Below are 25,370 nucleotides of genomic sequence, written 5' to 3' on the forward strand. Positions count from 1 at the left end.
CAGTTAAGGCTCAGGGTGTGTCACGCAAGCATCACCAAACATTCACAGGGGTGACACTGGGTCTACCTAGGCTGACTTTGCACAACAAAGCCGACCGGCCGCAACCCTTCTTGGCTGGCTTATGGAGACTCGTAATGACTCGGATCGCTACCGCTGGCGACTACAGCACCGAACGCCGTCTGCAAGCCGAACGCCTGGTTGGCGCCGCGGCGTTGCAAGAAGCCCAGGCTCTGCGCTACACCGTATTCAGCGCAGAATTCAAGGCCAAGCTCAAAGGTGCCGAGCAGGGCCTGGACATGGACGACTACGACGTGCACTGCCGCCACATTGGTGTACGCGACCTGAGCACCGGCGAACTGGTTGCCACCACCCGCCTGCTCGATCACCAGGCCGCCAGCAGCCTGGGCCGTTTCTACAGCGAAGAAGAATTCAGCCTGCACGGCCTGTTGCAGCTGCAAGGCCCGATCCTCGAACTGGGCCGTACCTGCGTCGCCCCCGACTACCGCAACGGCGGTACCATCGCCGTGCTTTGGGGCGAACTGGCCGAGGTGCTCAACGAGGGCCGCTACAGCTATCTGATGGGCTGCGCCAGTATCCCCATGCAGGACGGCGGCGTTCAGGCCCATGCAGTGATGCAGCGCCTGCGTGAACGTTACCTGTGCACCGAACACCTGCGTGCCGAGCCGAAGAACCCGCTGCCGAAACTGGCCCTGCCCAATAACGTCATTGCCGAAATGCCCCCGCTGCTCAAGGCCTATATGCGCCTGGGCGCGAAGATTTGCGGCGAGCCATGCTGGGACGAGGATTTCCAGGTGGCAGACGTGTTCATCCTGCTCAAACGCGACGAGCTGTGCCCACGCTACGCCCGCCACTTCAAGGCGGCGGTCTGATGCCGAAGTTGCGGGTACTGGCCCGCCTCATCCGACTGCTGCTGGTGCTGGCGCAGGGCATGCTGATGGCCAGCATTATCGCCTTGGGCGAACGCTTGGGCTTCAAGGCGCCGATCGAACGGCGCCAGCGCTGGACCTGCCTGTTCATGAAGCGCCTGGTCGCTGCCCTGCCCTTCGACGTCAAGGTAGTCGGCGAACTTCCGCAACGGCCGATGTTGTGGGTCAGCAACCATGTTTCCTGGACCGACATCCCCCTGCTTGGCATGCTCACGCCGCTGTCTTTCCTGTCCAAGGCCGAAGTGCGCCACTGGCCGGTGGCCGGCTGGCTGGCGGAAAAGGCCGGCACGCTGTTCATTCGCCGTGGTGGTGGCGACAGTCAGCGCCTGCGCGAACAGATCGCCGGGCAACTGGGGCTGGCTCGTCCGCTGTTGATCTTCCCCGAAGGCACCACTACCAGCGGCCGCACGTTGCGCACCTTTCATGGCCGCCTGCTTGCAGGAGCCATCGACCGTGGCGTGTCAGTGCAGCCAGTCGCTGTTCAGTACCTGCGTGATGGCCAGATCGACCCGGTAGCGCCGTTCATTGGTGAGGACGACCTGGTGTCCCACCTTATGCGCCTGTTCGCCCTGCCGCGGGGCGAGGTGTGCATCCACCTGCTGCAGCCAATAGGTAGCGTGGGCAAGGAACGTGCGGTGCTGGCGTTGCAGGCGCAACAGGCGATTCACCTGGCGCTGTTCGGGGTTGAAGACGTGGAGATGGCGCCACGTCGGCAGGCGCGGGCTGCCTGAATGCCTGCACTGCCTGTTCTGGCCCTTTCGCGGGTGAACCCGCTCCTACACCGAGCGCATTGCCCGTAGGAGCGGGTTTACCCGCGAAGAGGCCAGTATCACCCACACACCTCTAACTGTCAGACATCCGCCCTACCGCCGCAAACGCCTGCAGCTGCGGGTAGAACTCGCGAAAATCCGCCAGCAGCGGCTCATACAGCCGCTCCAGTTCCACCATCACCCCGGCCATCCCCTCAGGCCGCGACAAGCGCCGGGCAATGCCGTTGAACACCTGTTCCAGCGTGTCGAAATCGCCATACGCCCCTAGCCAGTCATCCGCTGCCATGAACGGCGCAATCCGCGCCAGTCGCCCAGGCAACTCAGGCTCTGCCAGCAATACCCGATAGAACGCGCCAGTGAACTGCTCCAGCGGCTGATCGGCGTAGTTGCCCCAGTGCCGTGCCAGGCAATGGTCGAAAAACACATCCAGAACGATGCCGGCAAAACGCCGCCGCTCGCGCGGAAAACGTGCCAGAGCCGCCAGCACCACTGGGTGCCGGTCAGTGTAACTGTCGATTTGCCGGTGCAGCCGGATGGCCGCCTCCAGCGCAGGCGCAAAGCGCCCTTCCAACGAGCCTTTGACAAAGTCGCCATACAGGCTGCCAAGCAGTTGTTGCGGCGCCGGGCCGCCCAGGTGCAAGTGTGCGAGGTAGTTCATGAGCGCAGTCTAGCATCGTCACCGAACATATCGTTATAACGCGATATATCGATTCGTGCTCAGCTCAGAACACCTTCGTATTTGTATATCGGAATTCAGCGAATTATATTTCGCCCTATCGCGATATACCGCTACAACGAGCCTCAAACCATGCCACTCGATCTCGACGAAATCATAAAAGCACTGGCCCACCCGGTCAGGCGAGAAATTCTCAGTTGGCTGAAAGACCCGGCAACCCAGTTTCCGGACCAGTACCACAGCACCGAAAACGGTGTGTGTGCCGGGCAAATCGACCAACGCTGCGGCCTGTCGCAGTCGACCGTCTCTGCCCACCTGGCCACGTTGCAGCGCGCCGGGCTGATCAGCAGCCAGAAGATTGGCCAATGGCACTTCTTCAAACGCGACGAAGCCACCATACAGGCGTTCCTCGAACAACTGCGCCAAGCACTTTGACAAGGCAGGTAACCGCTATGACCACGCTTTTCGATCCGATCAAACTGGGCGACCTGCAACTGCCCAACCGTATCATCATGGCCCCGCTCACCCGCTGCCGCGCCGATGAAGGCCGCGTGCCCAATGCGCTGATGGCCGAATACTACGTACAACGTGCCAGCGCCGGGCTGATCCTCAGCGAGGCGACTTCGGTCAGCCCCATGGGCGTCGGCTACCCAGATACCCCCGGCATCTGGAACGATGAACAGGTACGTGGCTGGAACAACGTGACAAAGGCCGTGCATGCTGCGGGCGGTCGCATCTTCCTGCAGCTGTGGCACGTGGGTCGTATCTCCCACCCCAGCTATCTGAATGGCGAATTGCCTGTGGCCCCCAGCGCGATCCAGCCCAAGGGCCATGTGAGCCTGGTGCGCCCACTGAGTGACTACCCTACCCCGCGGGCGCTGGAAACCGAAGAAATCAACGACATCGTCGAGGCCTACCGCAGTGGCGCCGAAAATGCCAAGGCTGCCGGTTTCGATGGTGTGGAGATCCATGGCGCCAACGGTTACCTGCTCGACCAGTTCCTGCAAAGCAGCACCAACCAGCGCACCGACCGTTACGGTGGCTCGCTGGAAAACCGCGCGCGCCTGTTGCTGGAGGTGACCGATGCGGCCATTGAAGTGTGGGGCGCGCAGCGCGTAGGTGTGCACCTGGCACCGCGAGCCGACGCCCACGACATGGGCGACGCCGACCGCGCCGAGACCTTCACCTATGTGGCCCGAGAGCTGGGCAAGCGCGGCATCGCCTTCATCTGCTCGCGGGAGCGGGAGGCCGACGACAGCATCGGGCCGCTGATCAAAGAGGCATTCGGTGGCCCGTACATCGTCAACGAGCGGTTCGACAAGGCCAGTGCCAATGCGGCCCTGGCCAGTGGCAAAGCGGATGCCGTGGCGTTTGGTGTGCCGTTCATCGCCAACCCCGACCTGCCGGCACGGCTGGCAGCGGATGCGCCGTTGAACGAGGCACATCCCGAAACCTTCTATGGCAAGGGGCCGGTGGGTTACATCGATTATCCGCGGTTGTGATTGAGGGCCATTCGCGGGCATGCCCGCTCCCACCGGTATAGCGACAGGCTTGAAGCTGCGCTCGATCCTGTGGAAGCGGGCGTGCCCGCGAACAAGGCTCAGCTGATGTTACGGACGGGCGTTGATCTGTTGCTGCAGGTTCTGAATCTGGCTCTGCAGCGTATTCAGGTTACGCGTCATCTGCGCACGGAAGGCATCGAACTCCTGCACCGAAGCACCACTGGATGACGCCGCAGCCGGGCGGTTGTCGACCTGGCTCTTCAACACCAGCATGTCCTGCTGCAGGCTCTGAATGTCAGCGCTCGGGTTGCCCTGTTTCTTCAAGGCCGCCACCTCGCTACCCAAACTCTTGAGCTGGCCGTCCAGCTGAGCGCCATCCACCTGTGAGGCCTTCAGCGCGGCAACCTGCTCGCTCAGGCTCTTGAACTGGGCATCCAGCTTGCCACCATCGACCTGGCCCGAACGCAGCGCCGCCAACTCGCCATTCACCAGCTTCAGTTGCGCCTGCAACTGGCTTTGCAGCTCGGTAACAGCCTTCTGCTGTTCTCGGGTATCGGCCAGCACCTGCTCCAGACGCTTGCCCAGGTCGCCGGTCTGCCCGGCAACACCCTGCTGCAACTGGCGCAGCTGTAGCTTCAATGCCTCACTGTTGGTAGTGGCGCCCGACTCACTGGCCGCCACCTTGCCACTGATCGCCTGAAGGCGGCCAGCCGCTTCTTCACTGATGCGGGCAAAGCTTTCCTGGGTCGCCACCAGTTGCTGCTCCATCAGCGAGATCTGCTGGAAGCTCCACCAGCCCAGCCCCGCCAAGGCGATGAACGAGGCACCGAGCAATGCCCACAACGGCGCCGTGCTGGCCCCGCGGGCGGCTTTCTGGCGGCTGCGCATCACATGCGCCGGCATCAGTTCGTCATCATCAACGGTGCCCGCCCGCAAGGCAGGCACGTCATCAAAGTCATCGTGAGCATGGTTACGCATGGATACATTCAACCGCGGTAGTCACAAAGAGGCACGAGTATAAACCGCAAGCGCAGCGCATTGATGACCATTGTCAGCCGGGCGGCAAATGCTTCCACCAGCCGCAGAATTCATCCAGCGCCGTCCACAGGCTGACCTTGGGTTGGTAGTCCAGGTACTGCCGGGCACGGCTGATATCCAGGGTGAAATCACGGCTCATCACCTGCATCCCCAGGCGCGACAAGGTCGGTTGCGGGCGCCCTGGCCATAACATGCAGGCCGCCTCGTTGAGCGCGGCCAGGCTGTAGGCAAGGCCATAGGAACGGTAGCGGGTCACCTGGGGAAGCTGCATCTGGCGCATCACGTAGTTGACCACGTCCCACAGCGGCAGTGGCTGGCCGTTGCTTATGTTGTAGGCCTGGCCCAGCGCCCGGTCATCAGCGAACAATGCACTTAGCAGCGCCTCGTTGAGGTTGTGCACACTGGTGAAATCGACCTTGTTCAGGCCGTTGCCGATGATCGCCACACGCCCTTTGCGCTGCATCTGCATCAGCCGCGGGAAGATACTGGCATCGCCCGCGCCGGTAACGAAACGCGGACGCAGCGCCAGCACTTCCAGGCCGAACTCCTGGGCACCGAACACTTTCTGCTCGGCCAGGTACTTGGTTTGCCCATAGTGATCGTGGAAGCGACGCGGTACCTGGTCTTCACGGACGTCCAGACGCGAACGGCCATTGAAGTAAATCGACGGCGAAGACAGATGCACCAGGCGCCGTACGTGCTCTTTCAGGCAGCCCTCGACCACGTTCTCGGTCACCACCACGTTGCCTTGGTAGAAATCCTGATAGCGCCCCCAGTTACCCACCGCGCCAGCGCAATGCACCACGGCTTCGACACCCTGGCACAAACGCCGGGCCAGCTCGGCGTCACCCAGATCACCCGGGATGAACTGTGCGCCACGCTTGACCAGATGCTCGACCCCTTCGGCACGGCGGCCGCTGACGCGCACGTCCAGGCCTTGCTCCAGGGCGAAACGCGCAAAGCGCCCGCCAATGAAGCCACTCGCGCCGGTGACCAGAATTCGCATGTAACACTCCGTCTTGCCAGATTTCAGATGCAACTGACGCCAGCCATGGCTACAAGGGCACCAGCCAATGCTGTGCGGTGTGCCGCAGGTGGTCGGTCAGTTGCGCGAGCAATTGCCCGCCATTGCGCCAATGATGCCAGTACAGCGGCACATCGATAGGGGTATCGCGGCAGATTTCCACCAATTGCCCACTGGCCAGTTGCTCCCGGGCCTGCAATTCGGGCACCAGGCCCCATCCCAACCCGGCCTCGGTCATGCGCAGGAAGCCTTCGGATGAAGGACACAGGTGGTGCAGGAAACCACCCTCTATGCCCAGCGATGCCAGGTAGCGATGCTGCAGGAAATCGTCCGGGCCGTACACGATCGCTGGAGTACGGGCCAGGCGGCTGGCGACAAAACCTTGGGGGAAGTGCCGCGCCATGAACACGGGACTGGCCAATGCCCGGTAGCGCATGGCCCCCAGTGGCAAACTACGTGCGCCGGCTACCGGCCGCTCACTCCCACACAGGCAGGCCGCCACTTCGCCGGCACGCATGCGTTTCAGGCCCACTTCCTGGTCCTCAACCACCAGGTCGGTCAGCACGTTCTGTTGTGCGCAGAAGTTGCCCACCGCGCCGGCCCACCAGGTGGCCAGGCTATCGGCGTTGAGGGCGATGCGCAGGCGCTCCGGCATGCCCTCTTCGTCCAGCGCCGGTACCTGGCGCTGCAGGTCGCGTTCGAGCAGGCGCACCTGCTGCACATGGTTGAGTAGCTGGCGGCCGACTTCGGTCGTGCCGGGCGGCGAGGCACGTACCAGCACCGGCTGGCCGACCCGCGCCTCAAGCAACTTGATGCGCTGGGAAATCGCCGATTGCGACAAGCCCAGCACCTGCGCCGCACGCTCGAAACCGCCTTGTTCGATCACTGCCGCGAGGGCAGCCAGCAGTTTGTAGTCGAACATCGATTTTCCTAATGGGTGATGAGCTTTATTTGTTTTTCTTATACAGCGCCGAACATCACAATGGCCAGCATCTTTCGTGACCCTTTTTGGAGAGCCCTGCCATGTGGCAAAGCTATCTCAATGGCATGCTGGTGGCCTTCGGCCTGATCATGGCCATTGGCGCCCAGAACGCCTTCGTCCTCGCCCAGAGCCTGCGCCGTGAGCATCACCTGCCGGTGGCAGCGCTGTGCATCGTCTGTGACGCCATCCTCGTGGCCGCCGGAGTATTCGGCCTGGCCACCGTGCTGGCACACAACCCGACCTTGCTGGCGATTGCCCGCTGGGGCGGCGCAGTGTTCCTGATCTGGTACGGCGCCAAGGCGCTGCGCAGCGCCTGCTCCAAGCAGAGCTTGCAGCACCAGCAAGGCCAGGGCGTTCGCTCACGTCGCGCCGTACTGCTCAGCGCCCTGGCGGTGACCCTGCTGAACCCGCACGTGTACCTCGACACCGTGTTGCTGATCGGCTCGCTGGGCGCTCAGCAGTCCGCCCCTGGCGCCTACGTGGCCGGTGCGGCCAGCGCTTCGCTGCTGTGGTTCTCGACCCTGGCCATTGGCGCGGCGTGGCTGGCACCGTGGCTGGCGCGGCCGGCGACCTGGCGCATGCTCGACCTGATGGTGGCGGTGATGATGTTCGCGGTGGCGGCGCAATTGATCTTCAACTGACCTCGGGGCGCGGCATATTCATCAACGGCAAGATCGAGCGGCACGCGGTCTTGCAGGCAACACCCGCGCAACGCCGAGCCGCCGGTCGGCACAGCCCGCCCCCTGCGGAACCTCTATTCCCTATGTTTGTTGCGTGGTTATGCGCCGGGCCCGGTGCTATGATCCAGCCCTTGCGTCGCAAAGAGTACAGACTCGCCGACGCTTATCGGGCCGCCCGTGATCGGCCTTGCGCAAACCGCAAACAGACCTGAATCAGGAGATCCACCATGGCTTTTGAATTGCCGCCGCTGCCGTACGCCCATGATGCCCTGCAGCCGCACATCTCCAAGGAAACCCTGGAGTATCACCACGACAAGCACCACAACACCTATGTCGTGAACCTGAACAACCTGGTCCCAGGCACCGAATTCGAAGGCAAGACCCTGGAAGAGATCGTCAAGAGCTCTTCGGGCGGCATCTTCAACAACGCCGCTCAAGTCTGGAACCACACCTTCTACTGGAACTGCCTGTCGCCAAACGGCGGCGGCCAGCCTACCGGTGCACTGGCTGACGCCATCAACGCCGCTTTCGGTTCCTTCGACAAGTTCAAGGAAGAGTTCACCAAGACTTCGGTTGGCACCTTCGGTTCCGGCTGGGGCTGGCTGGTGAAGAAAGCTGACGGTTCCCTGGCCCTGGCCAGCACCATCGGCGCCGGCTGCCCACTGACCAGCGGCGACACCCCGCTGCTGACCTGCGACGTCTGGGAACACGCCTACTACATCGACTACCGCAACCTGCGTCCGAAGTACGTCGAGGCGTTCTGGAACCTGGTCAACTGGGCCTTCGTTGCCGAGCAGTTCGAAGGCAAGACCTTCAAGGCCTGAGTCATTCGGCCTTGAACGAGAAACCCGGCCATGTGCCGGGTTTTTTTGTGCCTGTTGCCGCAAACAGGCTGGCACGGTTTTGCTTGCTCAGGCCGCATACCACGCTAACATCAAACCTCTGGAAGATTGATACAGCGCATTCAAGTTGCGGGGTCAGGCAACCGATACACTGCTAATGGTCGGCCGGTAGTGTATCGTCATCGTTGATGGCAAAATGATGCCATGCGCATGGATTAAGGAAACCCCATTGAAGCTGGAATTGCGGAACAGCTTGTCGGTCAAGTTGCTCAGGGTCGTGCTGCTGTCGGCGCTGGCGGTCGGCGTCGTGCTCAGCTGTGCGCAAATCATCTATGACACCTACAAGACCCGCCAGGCCGTGGACAGCGACGCCCAGCGCATCCTCGACATGTTCCGCGATCCTTCGACCCAGGCGGTTTACAGCCTCGACCGTGAAATGGGCATGCAGGTCATGGAAGGCCTGTTCCAGGACGAATCAGTGCGCATGGCCTCCATTGGCCATCCCAACGAAACCATGCTGGCAGAAAAGTCCCGCCCGCTGCAGGACATGTCCATGCGCTGGCTCACCGACCTCATCCTCGGCCAGGAGCGCACCTACACCACGCAACTGGTCGGCCGTGGACCTTACAGCGAATACTACGGCGACCTCAGCATTACCCTCGATACCTCCTCCTACGGCAAAGATTTCCTGATCAACGCGGTGATCATCTTCATATCCGGCGTGCTGCGGGCCATGGCCATGGGCCTGGTGCTTTACCTGGTCTACCACTGGCTGCTGACCAAACCGCTGTCGAAGATCATCGAGCACCTCACCCAGATCAACCCTGACCGCCCCAGCCAGCACCAGATACCGCTGCTCAAGGGCCACGAGAAAAACGAGCTGGGCCTGTGGGTTAACACCGCCAACCAGTTGCTGGCCTCGATCGAGCGCAACACCCATTTGCGCCACGAGGCGGAAAACAGCCTGCAGCGCATGGCCCAGTACGACTTCCTCACCGGCCTGCCCAACCGCCAGCAACTGCAGCAGCAACTGGACAAGATCCTCGTCGACGGCGGCCGCCTGCAGCACCGTGTGGCAGTGCTGTGCGTTGGCCTGGACGACTTCAAGGGTATCAACGAACAATTCAGCTACCAGGTCGGTGACCAGTTGCTGCTGGCCCTGGCCGATCGACTACGCGCCCACAGCGGCCGCCTGGGCGCTCTGGCGCGGCTGGGCGGCGACCAGTTCGCCCTGGTACAGGCCAATATCGAGCAGCCCTATGAGGCTGCCGAACTGGCGCAAAGCATTCTTGACGACCTGGAAGTACCGTTCGACCTCGACCACGAGCAAATCCGCCTGCGCGCGACCATCGGCATCACCCTCTTCCCCGAAGACGGTGACAGCACCGAAAAACTGCTGCAGAAAGCCGAACAGACCATGACCCTGGCCAAGGCCCGCTCGCGCAACCGCTACCAGTTCTATATCGCCAGCGTCGACAGCGAGATGCGTCGCCGTCGCGAACTGGAAAAGGACCTGCGTGAAGCCCTGCCCCGCAACCAGCTGTACCTGGTGTACCAGCCACAGATCAGCTACCGCGACCACCGAGTGGTCGGCGTAGAGGCCCTGCTGCGCTGGCAGCACCCGGAACTGGGCATGGTGCCACCCGACCAGTTCATCCCCCTGGCCGAGCAGAACGGCAGCATCATCAGCATCGGCGAATGGGTGCTTGACCAGGCCTGCCGGCAACTGCGCGAATGGCACGACCAAGGTTTCAGCGACCTGCGCATGGCGGTCAACCTGTCTACCGTGCAACTGCACCACAGCGAGCTGCCACGGGTGGTCAACAACCTGCTGCAAGCCTATCGCCTACCACCGCGCAGCCTGGAACTGGAAGTCACCGAAACCGGCCTGATGGAAGACATCAGCACCGCCGCCCAGCACCTGTTGAGCCTGCGCCGCTCCGGGGCGCTGATTGCCATCGACGACTTCGGCACCGGCTACTCGTCCCTCAGCTACCTGAAGTCGCTGCCCCTGGACAAGATCAAGATCGACAAGAGCTTCGTTCAGGACCTGCTCGACGATGATGACGACGCCACCATCGTTCGCGCCATCATCCAGCTGGGCAAGAGCCTGGGAATGCAGGTGATCGCCGAGGGCGTGGAGACTGCCGAGCAGGAAACCTACATCGTTGCCCAGGGTTGCCACGAGGGCCAGGGCTACCACTACAGCAAGCCCCTTTCGGCCCGTGAACTGACCCACTTCCTCAAACAAGCGCAACGCAACCGGGTTTCGGTGTCCTGAGGCCACCTGCCCGGTTACAGGCCGTGCCCCTGATTTACATGAATTGCGCGCCCGCCCCTTTACAGCAAATGCAAATCTTTCGCATGATGTTGTAGTTTCGCGTGCCACGGCGCACGGTCCACCCCTTTTGGTCCAACCACACGATGCAGGAAAACCAATAATGATTCGAATGCCTCTGGCCTCCGCCAGTCTGCTGGCCATTGCCATCGCCCTCGCCGGTTGCGGTGAAGGCAAGGACGAAAAAGCCGCCGCGCCGCAAGCCCAGGCACCTGCTGCCGCCACCACCGCTGTTGCGCCAGGGGCTGTCGACGAAGCCGCCGGCAAAGCCGTGGTCAAGCATTACACCGACATGGTCTACGCCGTGTACAGCGACTCGCTGAGCACTGCCAAGACGCTGCAGAGCGCAGTCGACGCGTTCCTGGCCAAGCCCAACGACGAAACCCTGAAAGCCGCCAAGGAAGCCTGGTTCGCCGCGCGCGTACCGTACCTGCAGAGCGAAACCTTCCGCTTTGGCAACACCATCATCGACGACTGGGAAGGTCAGGTGAACGCCTGGCCCCTGGACGAAGGCCTGATCGACTACGTCGACAAGAGCTACGAGCACGCCTTGGGCAACCCGGGGGCCAGCGCCAACATCATCGCCAACACCGAGATCCAGGTGGGCGAAGAGAAGGTCGACGTCAAGGACATTACCCCCGAAAAACTGGCTAGCCTGAACGAGCTGGCTGGCTCCGAGGCCAACGTTGCCACGGGCTATCACGCCATCGAATTCCTGCTCTGGGGCCAGGACCTGAACGGCACCGGCCCTGGCGCTGGCAACCGCCCGGCATCCGACTACCTGGAAGGCCAGGGCGCTACCGGCGGCCACAACGACCGCCGCCGCGCCTACCTCAAAGCGGTTACCGACCTGCTGGTCACCGACCTCGAAGAGATGGTCGGCAACTGGGCACCGAACGTCGCCGACAACTACCGCGCCAAGCTGGAAGCCGAGCCTGTCAACGACGGCCTGCGCAAGATGCTGTTCGGCATGGGCAGCCTGTCGCTGGGCGAACTGGCTGGCGAGCGCATGAAAGTTTCGCTGGAAGCCAACTCGCCAGAAGACGAGCAAGACTGCTTCAGCGACAACACTCACTATTCGCACTTCTACGACGCCAAGGGCATCCGCAACGTCTACCTGGGCGAGTATACCCGCCCGGACGGCACCAAGCTGACCGGCCCTAGCCTGTCGTCGCTGGTCGCCAAGGTTGACCCGGCCGCCGATGCAGCCCTCAAGGCCGATCTGGAAGCCACCGAGGCCAAGCTTCAGGTGATCGTCGACCACGCCCTCAAAGGCGAGCACTACGACCAGCTGATCGCCGCCGACAACGCTGCCGGCAACCAGATCGTGCGTGACGCCATCGCCGCCCTGGTCAAGCAGACCGGCTCGATCGAGCAGGCCGCGGGCAAGCTGGGCATTGCCAACCTGAACCCGGACACTGCGGATCACGAGTTCTGATCCTGCTGTAGCGCTTCACCGCAAACGCCCGGCCTTGTGCCGGGCGTTTTCGTTTGCTGCCGGGTAAAACGCTTCCCGCTGCCTGGCGTGCACGCAGATGCTCATCCTGTAGGCCTTCGATCAAACCTAACAGGAGGCACAGTGCTGCAGATTCTTGATGTCTGGGGCGAAGGCCGAATCGTCCAGCGCATGAATGGGGAAGACCTCATCACCGGATTCAACGATGCGTACAACCTGAACAAGGCGGGCCAGCTCATCTCCAACGGGCCGTTCGCTGGCGGGCACATTCCCAACCTCATCCTCGTATACGAATACGATGCTCCGGACTTTCCCCTCGACGACCATGCAGTCCCTCACGTGACGCTGATGGGCGCTCCGATCACCCACCGTGTGGCCGAGGAAATGTGCCGGGTAGTTGCCCGCCCCGGCAAGATCTACCTCTACGACCCCAACGAAACCGACCGCCGGATGTTCGAGGCAGTCGCCATTGACCAAGGGATGCAGCTGCTCGGACGCTTTCATCCCGCCGAGCTCGACCCTCCGTTCAACGAAATCACCTTGCTCGCGGCCTATGTCTATCGCGCCCCGACCAGCCCGTTGCCACGCCCGAAAACTGAACATTGAAAGGAAAACACTACATGGCCAACGTCACCTACTTGCGCTCCATCGCCAATAACACGCCTTATACCCTGACCCTGATCGACGGTGAAAACCGTAGCAACAGCCTGGCAGTCGGCGCCCAGCACGTCTGGAATGGCTCGCTGGCCATCCCGTGGATCGGCAGATCGACTGAGAACCACAAGGCCTTGCGCCTGATCCTCGGCCCGTCTGCCGACACCAGCATCTGGATATTCCAGGATTACTGGCAACCTGCGCACATGGACGCGGTCAAGTGCATTACCGCCTCCTCCATGGAATACACCAGCGAAGAAATCATCGAAGTCACCGGCGATAATCGCGGTGGCGGCAACAAGAACCTGATCGTCAACCTGGTCAACCGACACTTCATGCTCTATATGGCCTGAGCAAGCGCGCTGGCAGCGATTTCATCAAGCAAACGCAAATTGCTCTTATTCAATGATCCTGGGCCTGCTAAGCTGCACGCCGGTTTTTCGCTCACGCCCAGGATTCTCGATGTCCTTGTCGCTGTCCCGACTCCCCCCTCTGCTGCTGGCCCTGGCCTTGGCCGCCTGTGACGACGCCCCGCGCTTCACCCACGCCGAGCCCGGCGAAGCGTTGTCGGGTGGCCAGGCAACCGTGCAGCGCAGCGACCGCAATGCCTATTCCCTGCCCTCGGCCAACCTCTCGCCAGCGCTACGCCTGGACTTCGCCGTGGGTAACAGCTTCTTTCGCAACCCCTGGGTGATCGCGCCGTCAACCACCACCGCGCGTGATGGTCTGGGCCCGCTGTTCAATACCAACGCCTGTCAGAACTGCCACGTGCGCGATGGCCGTGGCCACCCACCAGAGCAGGGCGACAGCAACGCGGTGGGTATGCTGGTGCGCCTGTCGATCCCCGACCAACCCTACCTGGCCAAAGTGATCGAGCGCCTCGGCGTGGTGCCAGAACCTGTCTACGGTACCCAGTTGCAGGACATGGCCATCCCCGGCGTGGCGCCCGAAGGCAAGGTGCGGGTGAGCTACACCCGCGAAACCGTGTCATTCAAGGACGGCCATCAGGTCGAGTTGCGCAAGCCAGCCCTGCAAATCACCCAGCTCGGCTATGGTGTGATGCACCCCGACACGCGCTTTTCTGCGCGGGTGGCACCACCGATGATCGGCCTGGGCCTGCTTGAAGCGATCCCCGAAGCCGACCTGCTGGCCAACGAAGACCCGGACGACCGCAACCGCGATGGCATCCGCGGGCGGGCCAACCGTGTATGGGACGACGCCCAGGGCAAAACAGTGATCGGCCGCTTCGGTTGGAAAGCCGGGCAGCCCAACGTCAACCAGCAGAACGTGCACGCCTTTGCCGGCGACATGGGCCTGACCAGCACCCTGCTGCCCAACGACGATTGCACCCAGGCACAAACCGGCTGCCTGGCTGCGCCCAACGGCGACGGTGCCGATGGCGAGAAAGAAGTCAGCGACAACATCCTGCGCCTGGTCACGTTCTACACCCGCAACCTGGCGGTGCCGGCCCGCCGCGACGTTGGCTCGCCACAGGTGCTGGCGGGCAAGAACCTGTTCTACCAGGCGGGTTGCCAAGGTTGCCACACACCGCAGTTCACCACCGCCGCCGACGCCACCGAACCCGCATTGGCCAACCAGGTCATCCGCCCCTACAGCGACCTGCTGCTGCATGACATGGGCCCGGGGCTGGCCGACGAGCGCACCGAATTCGCCGCCAACGGCCAGGACTGGCGTACGCCGCCACTGTGGGGCATCGGCCTGAGCGAAACGGTCAGCGGCCATAGCCAGTTCCTGCATGACGGCCGCGCCCGCAACCTGCTTGAGGCCGTGCTGTGGCATGGTGGCGAAGCCGAGGCGGCACGCAATTTCGTACTCACTTTCGATGCCGAGCAGCGCGCCGCGTTGCTCGCGTTCCTGAACTCACTTTAAACGCGCAAAGGAGCCGGGCATGTTCCGACCCAAACTGTTGTTCACCAGCCTCGCCGCACTCGCCCTCGGTGCCTGCTCGCCACAAGACCCGCAAGCAGTGACCTCCGCCGCCATCGCCAACCAGGTGATCCTGCCTACCTACAGCCGCTGGGTCGAAGCCGACCGTACGCTGGCTGCCAGTGCCCTGGCCTATTGCGAAGGCAAGGAAAGCCTGGACAAAGCCCGCGCCGACTTCCTCAATGCACAAAAAGCCTGGGCCGAGCTGCAACCGCTACTGGTCGGCCCGTTGGCTGAAGGCAACCGCGCCTGGCAGGTACAATTCTGGCCTGACAAGAAAAACCTGGTCGGGCGTCAGGTCGAGCAACTGGTCAACGGCGACAAGCCGGTTGATGCTGAGGCGTTGGGCAAGTCCAGCGTAGTGGTACGTGGCTTGTCGGCCTATGAGTACATCCTGTTCGACAGCAAGCCGGACATCGCCACTGCCGAACAGAAAGCCCGCTACTGCCCGCTGCTGGTGGCCATCGGCGCGCACCAGAAGGCCTTGGCAGAGGAGATTCTCAAAGGCTGGAACAGCACCGACGGCATGCTTTCGCAGATGACCAAGTTCCCCAACCAGCGCTATGCCGACTCCCATGAGGCTATCGCCGATCTGTTGCGCGCCCAGGTGACCGCCCTGGACACCCTGAAGAAGAAGCTCGGCGCACCGATGGGCCGTCAGAGCAAGGGCATCCCGCAGCCGCTGCAGGCCGAGGCCTGGCGCAGCCACAACTCGATGAACAGCCTGCAGGCCAGCCTCAAGGCCGCCGAAGCCGTCTGGGTCGGGGTAGACAACCAGGGCCTGCGCGGCCTGTTGCCCAGCGATCAGAAAGCGCTGGCGGACAAGATCGACGCCGCCTACGCTACCTCGCTCAAGTTGCTGGCCGACAACCAGAAAACGCTCGGTGAACTGCTGGCCGACGACGCCGGTCAGCAAACCCTCAACCAGATCTACGACAGCTTGAACGTCGTCCACCGCCTGCACGAAGGCGATCTGGCCAAGGCGCTGAACATCCAGCTGGGCTTCAATGCCAACGACGGTGACTGATCATGCTGCGACGCCAGGCACTCAAACTCGGTAGCGTATTGCTCAGTGCCCTCACCTTGGGCGGCTGGAGCCTGTTCCGCAGCAAAGGCAGCGAACCCTTGCTGCTCTCGGCGCGTGACAACGGCGACGGCCAGCACTATGCCGTAGGTTTTCGCCTGGACGGTACACAGGTGTTCAGCACGCAGGTCGCTCAGCGTTGCCATGCCATCATCCACCACCCCGAGCAGCCAATCGCTCTGTTCGTCGCCCGCCGCCCAGGTACCGAAAGCTACCTGATCGACCTGCGTGACGGGCGCCTGCTGCAAACGGTAGCCTCTCAGCCGAACCGGCACTTCTATGGCCACGCCGTCGTGCACAAAGGCGGCGAATGGCTGTATGCCACCGAGAACGACACCACCGACCCAGGGCGCGGCGTGCTTGGCGTGTACCGTTTCGAAGGCGAACGCCTGGTGCACACCGGTGAAATTCCGACCCACGGTATCGGCCCGCACGAGGTTGCCTGGCTGCCTGACGGTGAAACGCTGGTCGTGGCCAACGGCGGTATCCGTACCGAGGCCGAAAGCCGTGTCGAGATGAACCTCGACGCCATGCAACCGAGCCTGGTGCTGATGCAGCGCGACGGCACCCTGCTGAGCAAGGAAACCCTGGCCCAGCAGATGAACAGCGTGCGACACCTGGCAGTGGCCAGCGATGGCACCATCGCCGCCTGCCAGCAGTTCATGGGCGATGCCGATGAAACTGCCGAGCTGCTGGCGATCAAGCGCCCGGGCGAGCCATTCAAGGCCTTCCCGGTACCGGAGCGGCAACTGCAAGCCATGGCCCAATACACCGCAAGCGTTGCCATCCACAGCGAGCTGCGGCTGGTGGCGCTGACGGCACCGCGGGCCAACCGCCTGTTCGTCTGGGACCTGGACAGCGGCGCGGTGCGGCTGGATGCCCCGATGCCCGACTGCGCAGGCGTTGGCGCGGTGAAGGACGGTTTTGTCGTCACCTCCGGGCAGGGCCGCTGCCGGTTCTACGATTGCCGCAAGGCCGAACTGGTCGGGCAGCCGATGAACCTGCCGTCCGGCTTCTGGGACAACCACCTGCATCTCGTCTGATTTTTCTGTTGCATTCACTGGCCTTCTCCCAGCTAAAGCCGATCCCACAGGGTTCTACACAGTCCCTGTAGGAGCGGCTTTAGCCGCGAAAAGGCCGGCACAGGCATTTCACGCCCCACCTCCGGAAAAACAGTCAATACTTCCCCCATCCGCACGTGGGCAGGATCGCCCGTTGTCGTGTAGAAGCGAATAACAACTGCATCCAAGGAACCGGACCTATGCTGCGCCGCCGCATGCTCATCATGTTGGCCGTGGTTCTGCTGATCGTGCTGGCCCTGGGGGGTTACAAAGCCTTCTCGATCTACCAGCAGATCCAGATGTTCACTGCCCCCAAGCCCCCCATCACCGTGGCGGCTGCCATGGCCGAACAGCGCCCGTGGCAAGAGCGCCTGCCCGCTGTCGGCAGCCTCAAGGCGCTGCAGGGCGTTGATCTGAGCCTGGAGGTGGAAGGCATCGTCAAATCCCTTCACTTCGACTCAGGCCAACAGGTCAAGGCCGGGCAACTGCTCTTGCAGCTCAACGACGATCAGGAAACAGCCCTGCTCGGTACCGCCCTGGCCGACCTGGGCCTGGCCAAGGTCGACTTCGGCCGTGGCAGCCAGCTGGTGGGCGATTCGGCCATCTCCCGCGGCGAGTTCGACCGCCTTTCCTCCCAGTACCGGCGCAACCAGGCGGTGGTCGAGCAGCTTAAGGCGCAGAAGATCAAGAAACGCATCAATGCACCTTTCAGCGGCACCATCGGCATCCGCCAGGTGGACATCGGCCAGTACCTGGCCGCCGGCACTGTGATCGCCACCCTGCAAGACACCTCCAGCCTGTACGTAGACTTCAACGTGCCGGAACAGGCGCTGCCACACCTGAGCCTGGGCCAGCAGGTGCTGGTGCAAGTGGCCGCCTACCCGGGTCAGCGCTTCCCCGGCAGCCTCAGCGCCATCAACCCCAAGGTCGAGGAAACCACGCGCAACCTGCTGGTACGCGCCACCATGGCCAACCCCGACGGCAAACTGCTGCCAGGCATGTTCGCCAGCCTGTTGATTCTGCTGCCCAACCCGCAGCCGCAAGTGGTGGTGCCGGAAAGCGCCATTACCTACACCCTGTATGGCAACTCGGTGTATGTCGCCTCACCGAGAAAGGACAAGGATGGCAAACCGGTGTACGACGACAAGGGCCAACCCCAGCTGGTCGCCGAACAGCGCACGGTAAAGACTGGCGAGCGCCGAGACGGCGTGGTTGTAGTCAGCGAAGGCCTGCAGGCCGGGGAACAGGTGGTCACCGCCGGGCAGCTGAAACTCACACCCGGTGCCGCAATACGCATAGGCCAGGACAACGCCCTCAAGCCCGAACCGGGCGCAGCGGCCAAGGACTCAGGAGGCTGACATGGCGTTCACCGACCCGTTCATCCAACGCCCGGTGCTGGCCAGCGTGGTCAGCCTGCTGATTCTGCTGCTCGGCTTCCAGGCCTGGAACAAGCTGCAGATCCGCCAGTACCCGCAAATGGAAAACGCCCTGATCACGGTCACCACCGCCTACCCCGGGGCCAACGCCGAAACCATTCAGGGCTATATCACCCAGCCATTGCAGCAAAGCCTGGCCAGCGCCGAAGGCATCGACTACATGACCTCGGTGAGCCGGCAGAATTTCTCGATCATTTCCATTTACGCGCGCATTGGCGCCGACAGCGACCGGCTGTTCACCGAGCTGCTGGCCAAGGCCAATGAGGTGCGAAACAAGCTACCCCAGGACTCCGAAGACCCGGTACTGAGCAAGGAAGCTGCCGACGCCTCGGCGCTGATGTACGTCAGCTTCTACAGCAAGGAAATGAGCAACCCGCAGATCACCGACTACCTGTCACGGGTTATCCAGCCCAAGCTGGCCACTCTGCCGGGCATGGCCGAGGCGGAGATCCTCGGCAACCAGGTGTTCGCCATGCGCCTGTGGCTGGACCCGGTGAAGCTGGCCGGTTTCGGCCTTTCGGCTACCGACGTGACCAATGCCGTACGCCGCTACAACTTCCTTTCCGCCGCTGGCGAGGTGAAAGGCGAATACGTGGTCACCAGCGTCAACGCCAGCACCGAGCTGAAGTCGGCCGAGGCGTTCGCCGCCCTGCCGCTCAAGACCAGCGGTGACAGCCGCGTGCTGCTGGGCGATGTGGCGCGGGTCGAGATGGGCGCAGAAAACTACGACACGGTCAGCTCGTTCGACGGCACCCCGTCGGTCTATATCGGCATCAAGGCCACCCCGGCCGCCAACCCGCTGGATGTCATCAAGGAAGTGCGGCGCATCATGCCTGAGCTGGAAAGCCAGCTGCCCTCGGCACTGAACGTATCGATTGCCTACGACGCCACGCGGTTCATCCAGGCCTCGATCGACGAAGTGATCAAGACCTTGGGCGAAGCGGTTCTGATCGTCATCGTCGTGGTGTTCCTGTTCCTCGGTGCCCTGCGCTCGGTACTGATTCCGGTGGTGACCATACCGCTGTCGATGATCGGTGTACTGTTCTTCATGCAGATGATGGGCTACTCGCTCAACCTGCTGACCCTGCTCGCCATGGTGCTGGCCATCGGCCTGGTGGTGGACGATGCCATTGTGGTGGTGGAGAACATTCACCGGCACATGGAAGAAGGCAAGTCGCCGTTCGATGCAGCCCTGGAAGGCGCGCGCGAAATTGCCATGCCAGTGGTGTCCATGACCATCACCCTTGCCGCCGTGTATGCACCGATCGGCTTCCTCACCGGGCTCACCGGCGCGCTGTTCAAGGAGTTTGCCCTGACGCTGGCCGGGGCGGTGATCATTTCCGGAATCGTTGCCCTGACCCTGTCACCGATGATGTGCGCCCTGCTGCTGCGCCGGGAGCAGAACCCGAGCGGCCTGGCCCACCGCCTCGATCAGCTGTTCGAACGCCTGAAAGGGCGCTACCAGCGTTTGCTGCACGCCACCCTCGACAGCCGGCCGGTGGTGCTGGTGTTTGCCGTGATCATCCTGTGCCTGATCCCGGTGCTGCTCAAATTCACCCAGAACGAACTGGCGCCCAACGAGGACCAGGGGGTGATCTTCATGATGAGCAGCTCGCCTCAACCGGCCAACCTCGACTACCTCAACGCCTACACCGACCAGTTCACACCGCTGTTCAAGGCCTTCCCCGAGTATTACTCGTCGTTTCAGATCAACGGCTTCAACGGCGTGCAGACCGGTATCGGTGGTTTTTTGCTCAAGCCCTGGAACGAGCGCGAACGCACGCAGATGGAGCTACTGCCGCTGGTGCAGGCCAAACTCGAGGAAATCAGCGGGCTGCAGATCTTCGGCTTCAACCTGCCTTCGTTACCCGGCACTGGCGAGGGCTTGCCATTCCAGTTCGTGATCAATACCGCTGGCGACTACCCGGCACTGCTGGACGTGGCCCAACGCATCAAGACGCGCGCTCAGGAATCGGGCAAGTTCGCCTTCCTCGATATCGATCTTGCCTTCGACAAACCCGAAGTGGTGGTGGACATCGACCGGGCAAAGGCGGCGCAGATGGGGGTGTCGATGGACACCCTCGGCGGCACCTTGGCGACCCTGCTGGGCGAGGCGGAAATCAACCGTTTCACCCTTGAAGGCCGCAGTTACAAGGTGATCGCCCAGGTTGAACGGCCTTACCGCGACAACCCCGGCTGGCTGAACAACTACTACGTGAAGAACGACCAGGGCCAGTTGCTACCGCTGTCGACCCTGATCACCCTCACCGACCGCGCTCGCCCACGCCAGCTCAACCAGTTCCAGCAACTGAACGCTGCGATCATTCAGGGCGTGCCCATGGTCAGCCTGGGCGAGGCGCTCAAGACCGTGCAGGACATCGCTCGCGAAGAGGCCCCGGAAGGCTTTGCCTTCGACTACGCCGGCGCGGCCCGCCAGTATGTACAGGAAGGCAGCGCATTGTGGGTCACCTTCGGCCTGGCGCTGGCGATCATTTTCCTCGTACTGGCTGCACAGTTCGAAAGCTTCCGCGACCCGTTGGTGATTCTGGTGACAGTGCCGTTGTCCATCTGTGGCGCACTTTTGCCGCTGTTCCTGGGTGTGTCGAGCATGAACATCTACACCCAGGTCGGGCTGGTTACATTGATCGGGCTTATCAGCAAGCACGGTATCCTGATCGTCGAGTTCGCCAATCAGCTACGCGATGAGCGTGGCCTGAGTGTGCGCGAAGCGATCGAGGAAGCAGCGGCCATTCGCCTGCGGCCGGTGCTGATGACCACTGCGGCTATGGTGTTCGGCATGGTGCCGCTGATTCTGGCAAGCGGGGCGGGAGCGGTCAGCCGGTTTGACATCGGTATGGTGATTGCCACCGGGATGTCGATTGGCACGCTGTTTACCTTGTTTGTGTTGCCGTGCATCTACACCCTGCTGGCGCACAAGGCGAGCGCCAAGGCACCTGCAATCGCTTGAACCGACCTGTGGGAGCGGGCTTGCCCGCGAAGAGGCCGGCAACGCAGACGCAAAAAGCCAAAGGCCCCGCAATCGCGAGGCCTCTGGCTTTTTCAGCTAACGCAGGGTTCATCCAAATGGCCGCAACCCTTGACGCAGGCCAAACAGGAACAGCAAAAGGTCCTGGTCCGGCTCGCTCCGGGCCTGCTGCTGCGGTTTTGCATCCCGCGGCAACGCGCACTGGTCTGCCATCTCAGCCTTGCTGAACACGGTTGGCCTCGGCTCTTCCCAGGCAGCCACCGCCACGGTGGTCACCGCCAGGCCAGCTACCAGGAACAAAGCTCGAGCAATTTCTAGTTTCATTACTCTAACCCTTTGACAGCGCTGCCAAACGCCATCTTGTAAAAGTAGAGCAGCGTCCGCCATTCCGCGTCATTGAGCGACGAATGGCGGCGTAGCTGACGCAAGTCATTGCCGGCCGCCCGCTGGCAGCTGATACGCCGCCTGCACTTTTCCAGGTCCAGCAGCGCCACTTCGACGCGAGCCTGCTCGCCCTCGCCGATTACCTTGATGAATACGTGCTTGCCGTACAGGCAGCCATGCTGCCAGTGCCCCAGGTGCATCCGCGCCAGGTTGTCCGCCAGGTCCTTGAGCATGCGCTCATGCACCACCTGCGGGTAACGCTCGCGGGCACCTTCGGCATGCCAGGTGTCGAGTTCGACAAAACCGTCCAGCGCTTCGCTGACCAGCAGCGCGCGCCACTGGTGCTCGGCATCGCGCTGCGCGCCACAGAAGACGATGCGCGGTACACGCACGCCCAACTGCTCGAAACTGTTCAGCGCATCGAGTTCACGCAACACGGTCGGCCGACCAAAAGGGTGCAACAGGCTGCGGTAGATATGCCCGACCTGGCGTTTGGCATACAACAGCTTGCCATCGGCATCGTTAAGGCGTTGCACGCCACTCTCGCCGCCGCGGCGCTGGTTAGGCTCCTCGACCCACTCGCCTTGCTGGCGCCAGTAAAAATCGAACTGCGCTTCCCCTTTATGGGCTACAGCCATCAAACACTACCCCTTACGCAATACATAGACCCGCCACATGGCATAGAACGGCAGGAAGTCGAGGCGTTCCTGGATTCTGAAGCCGGCAGCCCTGAATTCTTCTTCGACCGTTTCGGCAGGTAACACGAAACGGTTCTGGTAATTATCCTGCTCGGCCTTGGCGCTACGGCGCTGCTCCAGCTTTTTCCGGCGCCAGGCCTTGAAGTTGCCATCCACCCACAGTGACAGGATCACACTATCACGGCTAACCCGTTGAAATTCCGAAAGAATGGTCTTTCTGTGCGCCGACTCGCCAATGTGATGGAACAGGCGCATGCAGAAAATGCTGTCCACGGCGTTGTCTGGCAGATCGATGGCAAATGCCGAAGTCTGCAAAGGCCGTACCCGTGCCACCACTTCTGGCGGTTGCGCCGCACAGGCTGTCTCGATCATGGCCTCGGAGTTGTCGGCACCGATGATTACCCGATTGGGCTTTTCCGCCAACAGCGGCCAGAAACGGCCCGCTCCGCATGGCAGGTCGAGTACCAGGCCAGGCTCGCCCGCCAACGCCAAGGCGCGGCGCGCCAACTGCTCATCTCGCTTGTGGGAAAGGCGTCGCGCCAGGCCGTCCTGGTGCTTGAGAAAGTACTCGCGTGCATGGTCTTTGTCGTACTTCTCGGAAAATTCAAGCTTGATGGGGCTACGCATTGGGCATCTCCTGACTCCATTGCGCCCACACTAGTCATGCAAGCGTTGGAATCAGGTCATGCCAATGTGAAAAAAACGTTGGGCACCCGTTGACCTGATACAAGAAATTACTCGACCAGGGCGTCCGGGTCGCCTTTGGCCACGGTGTTGCTCAGGTCCACCTGGAAGCGGCAGCCATGCGGCAAGGTAGATGTCAGGGTGACACGCCAACCTTGGTCGTCGCAGATCCGCTGCACCAGCGAAAGCCCTAGCCCCAGGCCCTCGCCACGCCGTTCATCGCCCCGCACGAACGGTCTGAACATGGCCTCACGCTGCTCTTCGGGGATACCTACGCCACTGTCCTCTACGCTGAAACCGTTGGCTTCCAGACTCAGGCGGATATACCCACTGTCGGTGTAGTGCGCCGCATTGCGCAGCAGGTTGCCCATTACCGACTGCAGGAAGGTGGCGTTGTACAGCACAGGGCTAGCGCTCACGCGGCCATCGAAATACAGGGTGAGGCCTTTCTGTTCGATGGTGTCGCGCCACACCCCGATGAGCTCGTCGGCCACTTCGCGCAGGGTCGCCCGTGACGCCACTGCCCCCTCATCACGCTGCGCGCGGGCCAACATGAGGAAGGTCTTGACCAGCTCGCGCATCTCTTCGGTGGCCCGCGCCACGCGCTCCACCTGGCTACGCGCGCGGGCATCGAGGCCAGGGTTTTCCATCAGAAGCTCACACGAGGTAGCCAACACCATCAACGGCGTGCGCAGCTCGTGGCTGACGTCGCTGGTGAACAGCCGCTCACGGGTCAGCGCATCACGCAGGCGACCCAGGGTGTCGTCGAAAGCCACTGCAAGCTGGCCGACTTCGTCTGCCGCATAATCCGGAGCCAGCGGCGGGGCCAGGCCCAGTAGTTGATCGCGGTGGCGCACCTGACGCGCCAGGCGAATGACCGGTGCCATTACCCGACGTGCAACCAGCCAGCCAAGGATGACCGCCAGCACCAGGCTGAGCACGAAGCCCACCACAACCACGGCAAACAGTACGCGCTCGCGCTCCTCGAAGTCGCTCTGGTCCTGCAGCAGTACATAACGGCGACCATCGACGATCTCGACCATGGCGTGGTAGGACAGCTGGTCTCGGAACACTTCGTGGAAACCGCGGTCGAGGTGCCGCAGGTCCTTGGGCAGCTCGAAGTCGTCACGCCCGCCACTGAAATAGAACAGCTGGTCTGGGCGAGGCCGATGACTCCAGTCACTGACGCTGTCCATACGCAGCAGGCGCTGCAGGTCACCGCCCAGTACCGAGGAAATCAGTCGCTCTTCGACCAGGTGCACCGTGCCGACGATACCGAATGCGAAGGCCCCGGCCACCAGCGCACTCATCAGGGCAAAGGCGATGATGATGCGCTGGGCAAGGCTTTGCTTAAACTCCATCGCGGCCCTCGGCGAGGCGATAGCCGACGCCATGGACGGTATGCAGCAACGGTTTCTCAAACGGTTTGTCGATCACCTGGCGCAGCTGATGCACATGGCTGCGCAGGCTGTCGCTATCGGGGCAGTCGTCGCCCCACAAGGCTTCTTCCAGCACCTCGCGGCGCAATACGTGCGGGCTTTTCTGCATCAGTACCGCCAGCAGCTTGAGGCCGACCGGGTTAAGCTTCAGCAGGCGACCCTGGCGGGTTACCTCGAGGGTATCGAGGTCGTAGCTCAGGTCAGCCACCTGCAGGGTGCGCCGCCCACCGCCCTGGGCACGGCGCAGCACCGCTTCGATGCGCGCCGCCAGTTCCGACAGGGCAAATGGCTTGAGCAGGTAATCGTCAGCACCCGAGCGGAAGCCCTGCAGGCGGTCGTCCAGCTGGTCACGGGCAGTGAGCATGATCACCGGCGTGTCACGGCGGGCATCTTCGCGCAGGCGCTTGCACAGGGTGTAGCCATCGATGCCTGGCAGCATGATGTCGAGTACGATCAGGTCGTAGTGTTCGGTGGCGGCCAGATGCAGCCCGGACAGGCCATCCTGGGCGCAGTCGACGGTGTAGCCTTTCATGCCCAGGTAATCGGCCAGGTTGGCCAAGATATCGCGGTTGTCTTCAACCAAAAGAATGCGCATCGGTTTCTCCTGTGCGGCGCTTCTCGCTGTGGTGCGCGGCAGGCGCAGCTTAAGGCCTATGCCTGCACGGTGCCAGCCCTGGGGAAAATTCACCGCACTTGACGGTTTTTTCACTGATCCTTCACGGACACAGGATAGCGGGCGGTC

Annotated in this window: 24 protein-coding genes; 15 read left to right on the top strand and 9 right to left on the bottom strand. The window is 62.4% G+C overall.

Features of this window, described 5'->3' with window-relative positions; translation table 11 throughout:
- The first annotated feature begins 134 nt into the window (after positions 1-134).
- Both olsB and ACF8O8_RS02220 read left to right on the top strand, forming a co-directional pair.
- Positions 135-890 (top strand): L-ornithine N(alpha)-acyltransferase, encoded by a 756-nt coding sequence (olsB, locus tag ACF8O8_RS02215; RefSeq protein WP_003255175.1) that lies wholly within the window; start codon positions 135-137, stop codon positions 888-890.
- Positions 890-1,678: a lysophospholipid acyltransferase family protein gene (locus tag ACF8O8_RS02220; RefSeq protein WP_010952125.1), complete on the top strand. Its 789-nt coding sequence runs from the start codon at positions 890-892 to the stop codon at positions 1,676-1,678. Before olsB ends, ACF8O8_RS02220 begins: the two co-directional genes overlap by 1 nt.
- A gap of 112 nt (positions 1,679-1,790) precedes the next feature.
- On the opposite strand, the gene ACF8O8_RS02225 is transcribed toward ACF8O8_RS02220, so the two are convergent.
- On the bottom strand, positions 1,791-2,375 hold the full coding sequence (locus tag ACF8O8_RS02225) for an ACP phosphodiesterase (RefSeq protein ID WP_010952124.1): 585 nt from the start codon (positions 2,373-2,375) through the stop codon (positions 1,791-1,793).
- A 150-nt stretch (positions 2,376-2,525) separates the two neighbouring features.
- Between ACF8O8_RS02225 and ACF8O8_RS02230 the strand changes: the two genes are divergently transcribed.
- Together ACF8O8_RS02230 and ACF8O8_RS02235 are read left to right on the top strand one after the other, a co-directional pair.
- Entirely contained in the window at positions 2,526-2,828 is a 303-nt protein-coding gene (locus ACF8O8_RS02230; RefSeq protein WP_003255178.1) for a helix-turn-helix transcriptional regulator, read from the top strand.
- A 17-nt stretch (positions 2,829-2,845) separates the two neighbouring features.
- Complete coding sequence (locus tag ACF8O8_RS02235) at positions 2,846-3,895, top strand: alkene reductase (RefSeq protein WP_010952123.1); 1,050 nt, start codon at positions 2,846-2,848, stop codon at positions 3,893-3,895.
- A 108-nt stretch (positions 3,896-4,003) separates the two neighbouring features.
- Here the strand turns inward: ACF8O8_RS02235 and ACF8O8_RS02240 are convergent, their stop codons facing one another.
- From ACF8O8_RS02240 to ACF8O8_RS02250, 3 genes are all read right to left on the bottom strand, one after another.
- Positions 4,004-4,873, bottom strand: coding sequence for an ATPase (locus tag ACF8O8_RS02240; RefSeq protein WP_392509181.1), 870 nt, complete (start codon positions 4,871-4,873; stop codon positions 4,004-4,006).
- Positions 4,874-4,946: 73 nt separating this feature from the next.
- Positions 4,947-5,939 carry an NAD(P)-dependent oxidoreductase gene (locus ACF8O8_RS02245; protein ID WP_003255182.1) on the bottom strand — a complete coding sequence of 331 codons (993 nt, stop codon included), beginning with the start codon at positions 5,937-5,939 and terminating at the stop codon, positions 4,947-4,949.
- Positions 5,940-5,988: 49 nt separating this feature from the next.
- Positions 5,989-6,879, bottom strand: coding sequence for a LysR family transcriptional regulator ArgP (locus tag ACF8O8_RS02250; RefSeq protein WP_003255184.1), 891 nt, complete (start codon positions 6,877-6,879; stop codon positions 5,989-5,991).
- 101 nt (positions 6,880-6,980) lie between these two features.
- On the opposite strand from ACF8O8_RS02250, the gene ACF8O8_RS02255 reads away from it, so the two are divergent.
- From ACF8O8_RS02255 to ACF8O8_RS02305, 11 genes are all read left to right on the top strand, one after another.
- The gene (locus tag ACF8O8_RS02255; RefSeq protein WP_003255185.1) at positions 6,981-7,580 is read left to right on the top strand and encodes a LysE/ArgO family amino acid transporter; all 600 of its coding nucleotides are present in this window, start codon (positions 6,981-6,983) and stop codon (positions 7,578-7,580) included.
- Positions 7,581-7,846: 266 nt separating this feature from the next.
- On the top strand, positions 7,847-8,443 hold the full coding sequence (locus ACF8O8_RS02260; RefSeq protein ID WP_003255187.1) for a superoxide dismutase: 597 nt from the start codon (positions 7,847-7,849) through the stop codon (positions 8,441-8,443).
- A gap of 247 nt (positions 8,444-8,690) precedes the next feature.
- Positions 8,691-10,742, top strand: a complete 2,052-nt coding sequence (locus ACF8O8_RS02265; RefSeq protein WP_020192983.1) for a bifunctional diguanylate cyclase/phosphodiesterase — start codon at positions 8,691-8,693, stop codon at positions 10,740-10,742.
- 160 nt (positions 10,743-10,902) lie between these two features.
- Positions 10,903-12,237 carry an imelysin family protein gene (locus ACF8O8_RS02270; RefSeq protein WP_003255194.1) on the top strand — a complete coding sequence of 445 codons (1,335 nt, stop codon included), beginning with the start codon at positions 10,903-10,905 and terminating at the stop codon, positions 12,235-12,237.
- A 141-nt stretch (positions 12,238-12,378) separates the two neighbouring features.
- Complete coding sequence (locus ACF8O8_RS02275; protein ID WP_392509182.1) at positions 12,379-12,861, top strand: hypothetical protein; 483 nt, start codon at positions 12,379-12,381, stop codon at positions 12,859-12,861.
- 14 nt (positions 12,862-12,875) lie between these two features.
- Positions 12,876-13,262 carry a hypothetical protein gene (locus ACF8O8_RS02280; RefSeq protein ID WP_392509183.1) on the top strand — a complete coding sequence of 129 codons (387 nt, stop codon included), beginning with the start codon at positions 12,876-12,878 and terminating at the stop codon, positions 13,260-13,262.
- Between the two features lie 109 nt (positions 13,263-13,371).
- A complete protein-coding gene (locus tag ACF8O8_RS02285) occupies positions 13,372-14,799 on the top strand; it encodes a di-heme oxidoredictase family protein (RefSeq protein WP_392509184.1) in 1,428 nt (475 codons plus the stop codon).
- 19 nt (positions 14,800-14,818) lie between these two features.
- Positions 14,819-15,883, top strand: a complete 1,065-nt coding sequence (locus tag ACF8O8_RS02290; RefSeq protein WP_010952113.1) for an imelysin family protein — start codon at positions 14,819-14,821, stop codon at positions 15,881-15,883.
- 2 nt (positions 15,884-15,885) lie between these two features.
- Complete coding sequence (locus tag ACF8O8_RS02295) at positions 15,886-16,983, top strand: DUF1513 domain-containing protein (RefSeq protein WP_010952112.1); 1,098 nt, start codon at positions 15,886-15,888, stop codon at positions 16,981-16,983.
- A 218-nt stretch (positions 16,984-17,201) separates the two neighbouring features.
- On the top strand, positions 17,202-18,359 hold the full coding sequence (locus tag ACF8O8_RS02300) for an efflux RND transporter periplasmic adaptor subunit (protein ID WP_049586450.1): 1,158 nt from the start codon (positions 17,202-17,204) through the stop codon (positions 18,357-18,359).
- A gap of 1 nt (position 18,360) precedes the next feature.
- Positions 18,361-21,405 carry a multidrug efflux RND transporter permease subunit gene (locus tag ACF8O8_RS02305; RefSeq protein WP_392509185.1) on the top strand — a complete coding sequence of 1,015 codons (3,045 nt, stop codon included), beginning with the start codon at positions 18,361-18,363 and terminating at the stop codon, positions 21,403-21,405.
- A 108-nt stretch (positions 21,406-21,513) separates the two neighbouring features.
- On the opposite strand, the gene ACF8O8_RS02310 is transcribed toward ACF8O8_RS02305, so the two are convergent.
- The 5 genes from ACF8O8_RS02310 to colR form a co-directional block, all read right to left on the bottom strand.
- A complete protein-coding gene (locus tag ACF8O8_RS02310) occupies positions 21,514-21,747 on the bottom strand; it encodes a hypothetical protein (RefSeq protein ID WP_185279689.1) in 234 nt (77 codons plus the stop codon).
- Complete coding sequence (locus ACF8O8_RS02315) at positions 21,747-22,445, bottom strand: lipopolysaccharide kinase InaA family protein (protein ID WP_049586448.1); 699 nt, start codon at positions 22,443-22,445, stop codon at positions 21,747-21,749. The genes ACF8O8_RS02310 and ACF8O8_RS02315 overlap by 1 nt, the downstream gene beginning before the upstream one ends.
- 6 nt (positions 22,446-22,451) lie before the next feature.
- The gene (locus ACF8O8_RS02320; RefSeq protein WP_010952107.1) at positions 22,452-23,132 is read right to left on the bottom strand and encodes a class I SAM-dependent methyltransferase; all 681 of its coding nucleotides are present in this window, start codon (positions 23,130-23,132) and stop codon (positions 22,452-22,454) included.
- 107 nt (positions 23,133-23,239) lie between these two features.
- On the bottom strand, positions 23,240-24,550 hold the full coding sequence (locus ACF8O8_RS02325; protein ID WP_012051288.1) for a HAMP domain-containing sensor histidine kinase: 1,311 nt from the start codon (positions 24,548-24,550) through the stop codon (positions 23,240-23,242).
- Positions 24,540-25,223, bottom strand: coding sequence for a two-component system response regulator ColR (gene colR, locus ACF8O8_RS02330; protein ID WP_003255215.1), 684 nt, complete (start codon positions 25,221-25,223; stop codon positions 24,540-24,542). Before colR ends, ACF8O8_RS02325 begins: the two co-directional genes overlap by 11 nt.
- Between the last annotated feature and the right edge of the window lie 147 nt (positions 25,224-25,370).

The sequence above is a fragment of the Pseudomonas sp. TYF_14 genome, from assembly GCF_043105275.1.
Taxonomy (GTDB): Bacteria; Pseudomonadota; Gammaproteobacteria; order Pseudomonadales; family Pseudomonadaceae; genus Aquipseudomonas; species Aquipseudomonas alloputida.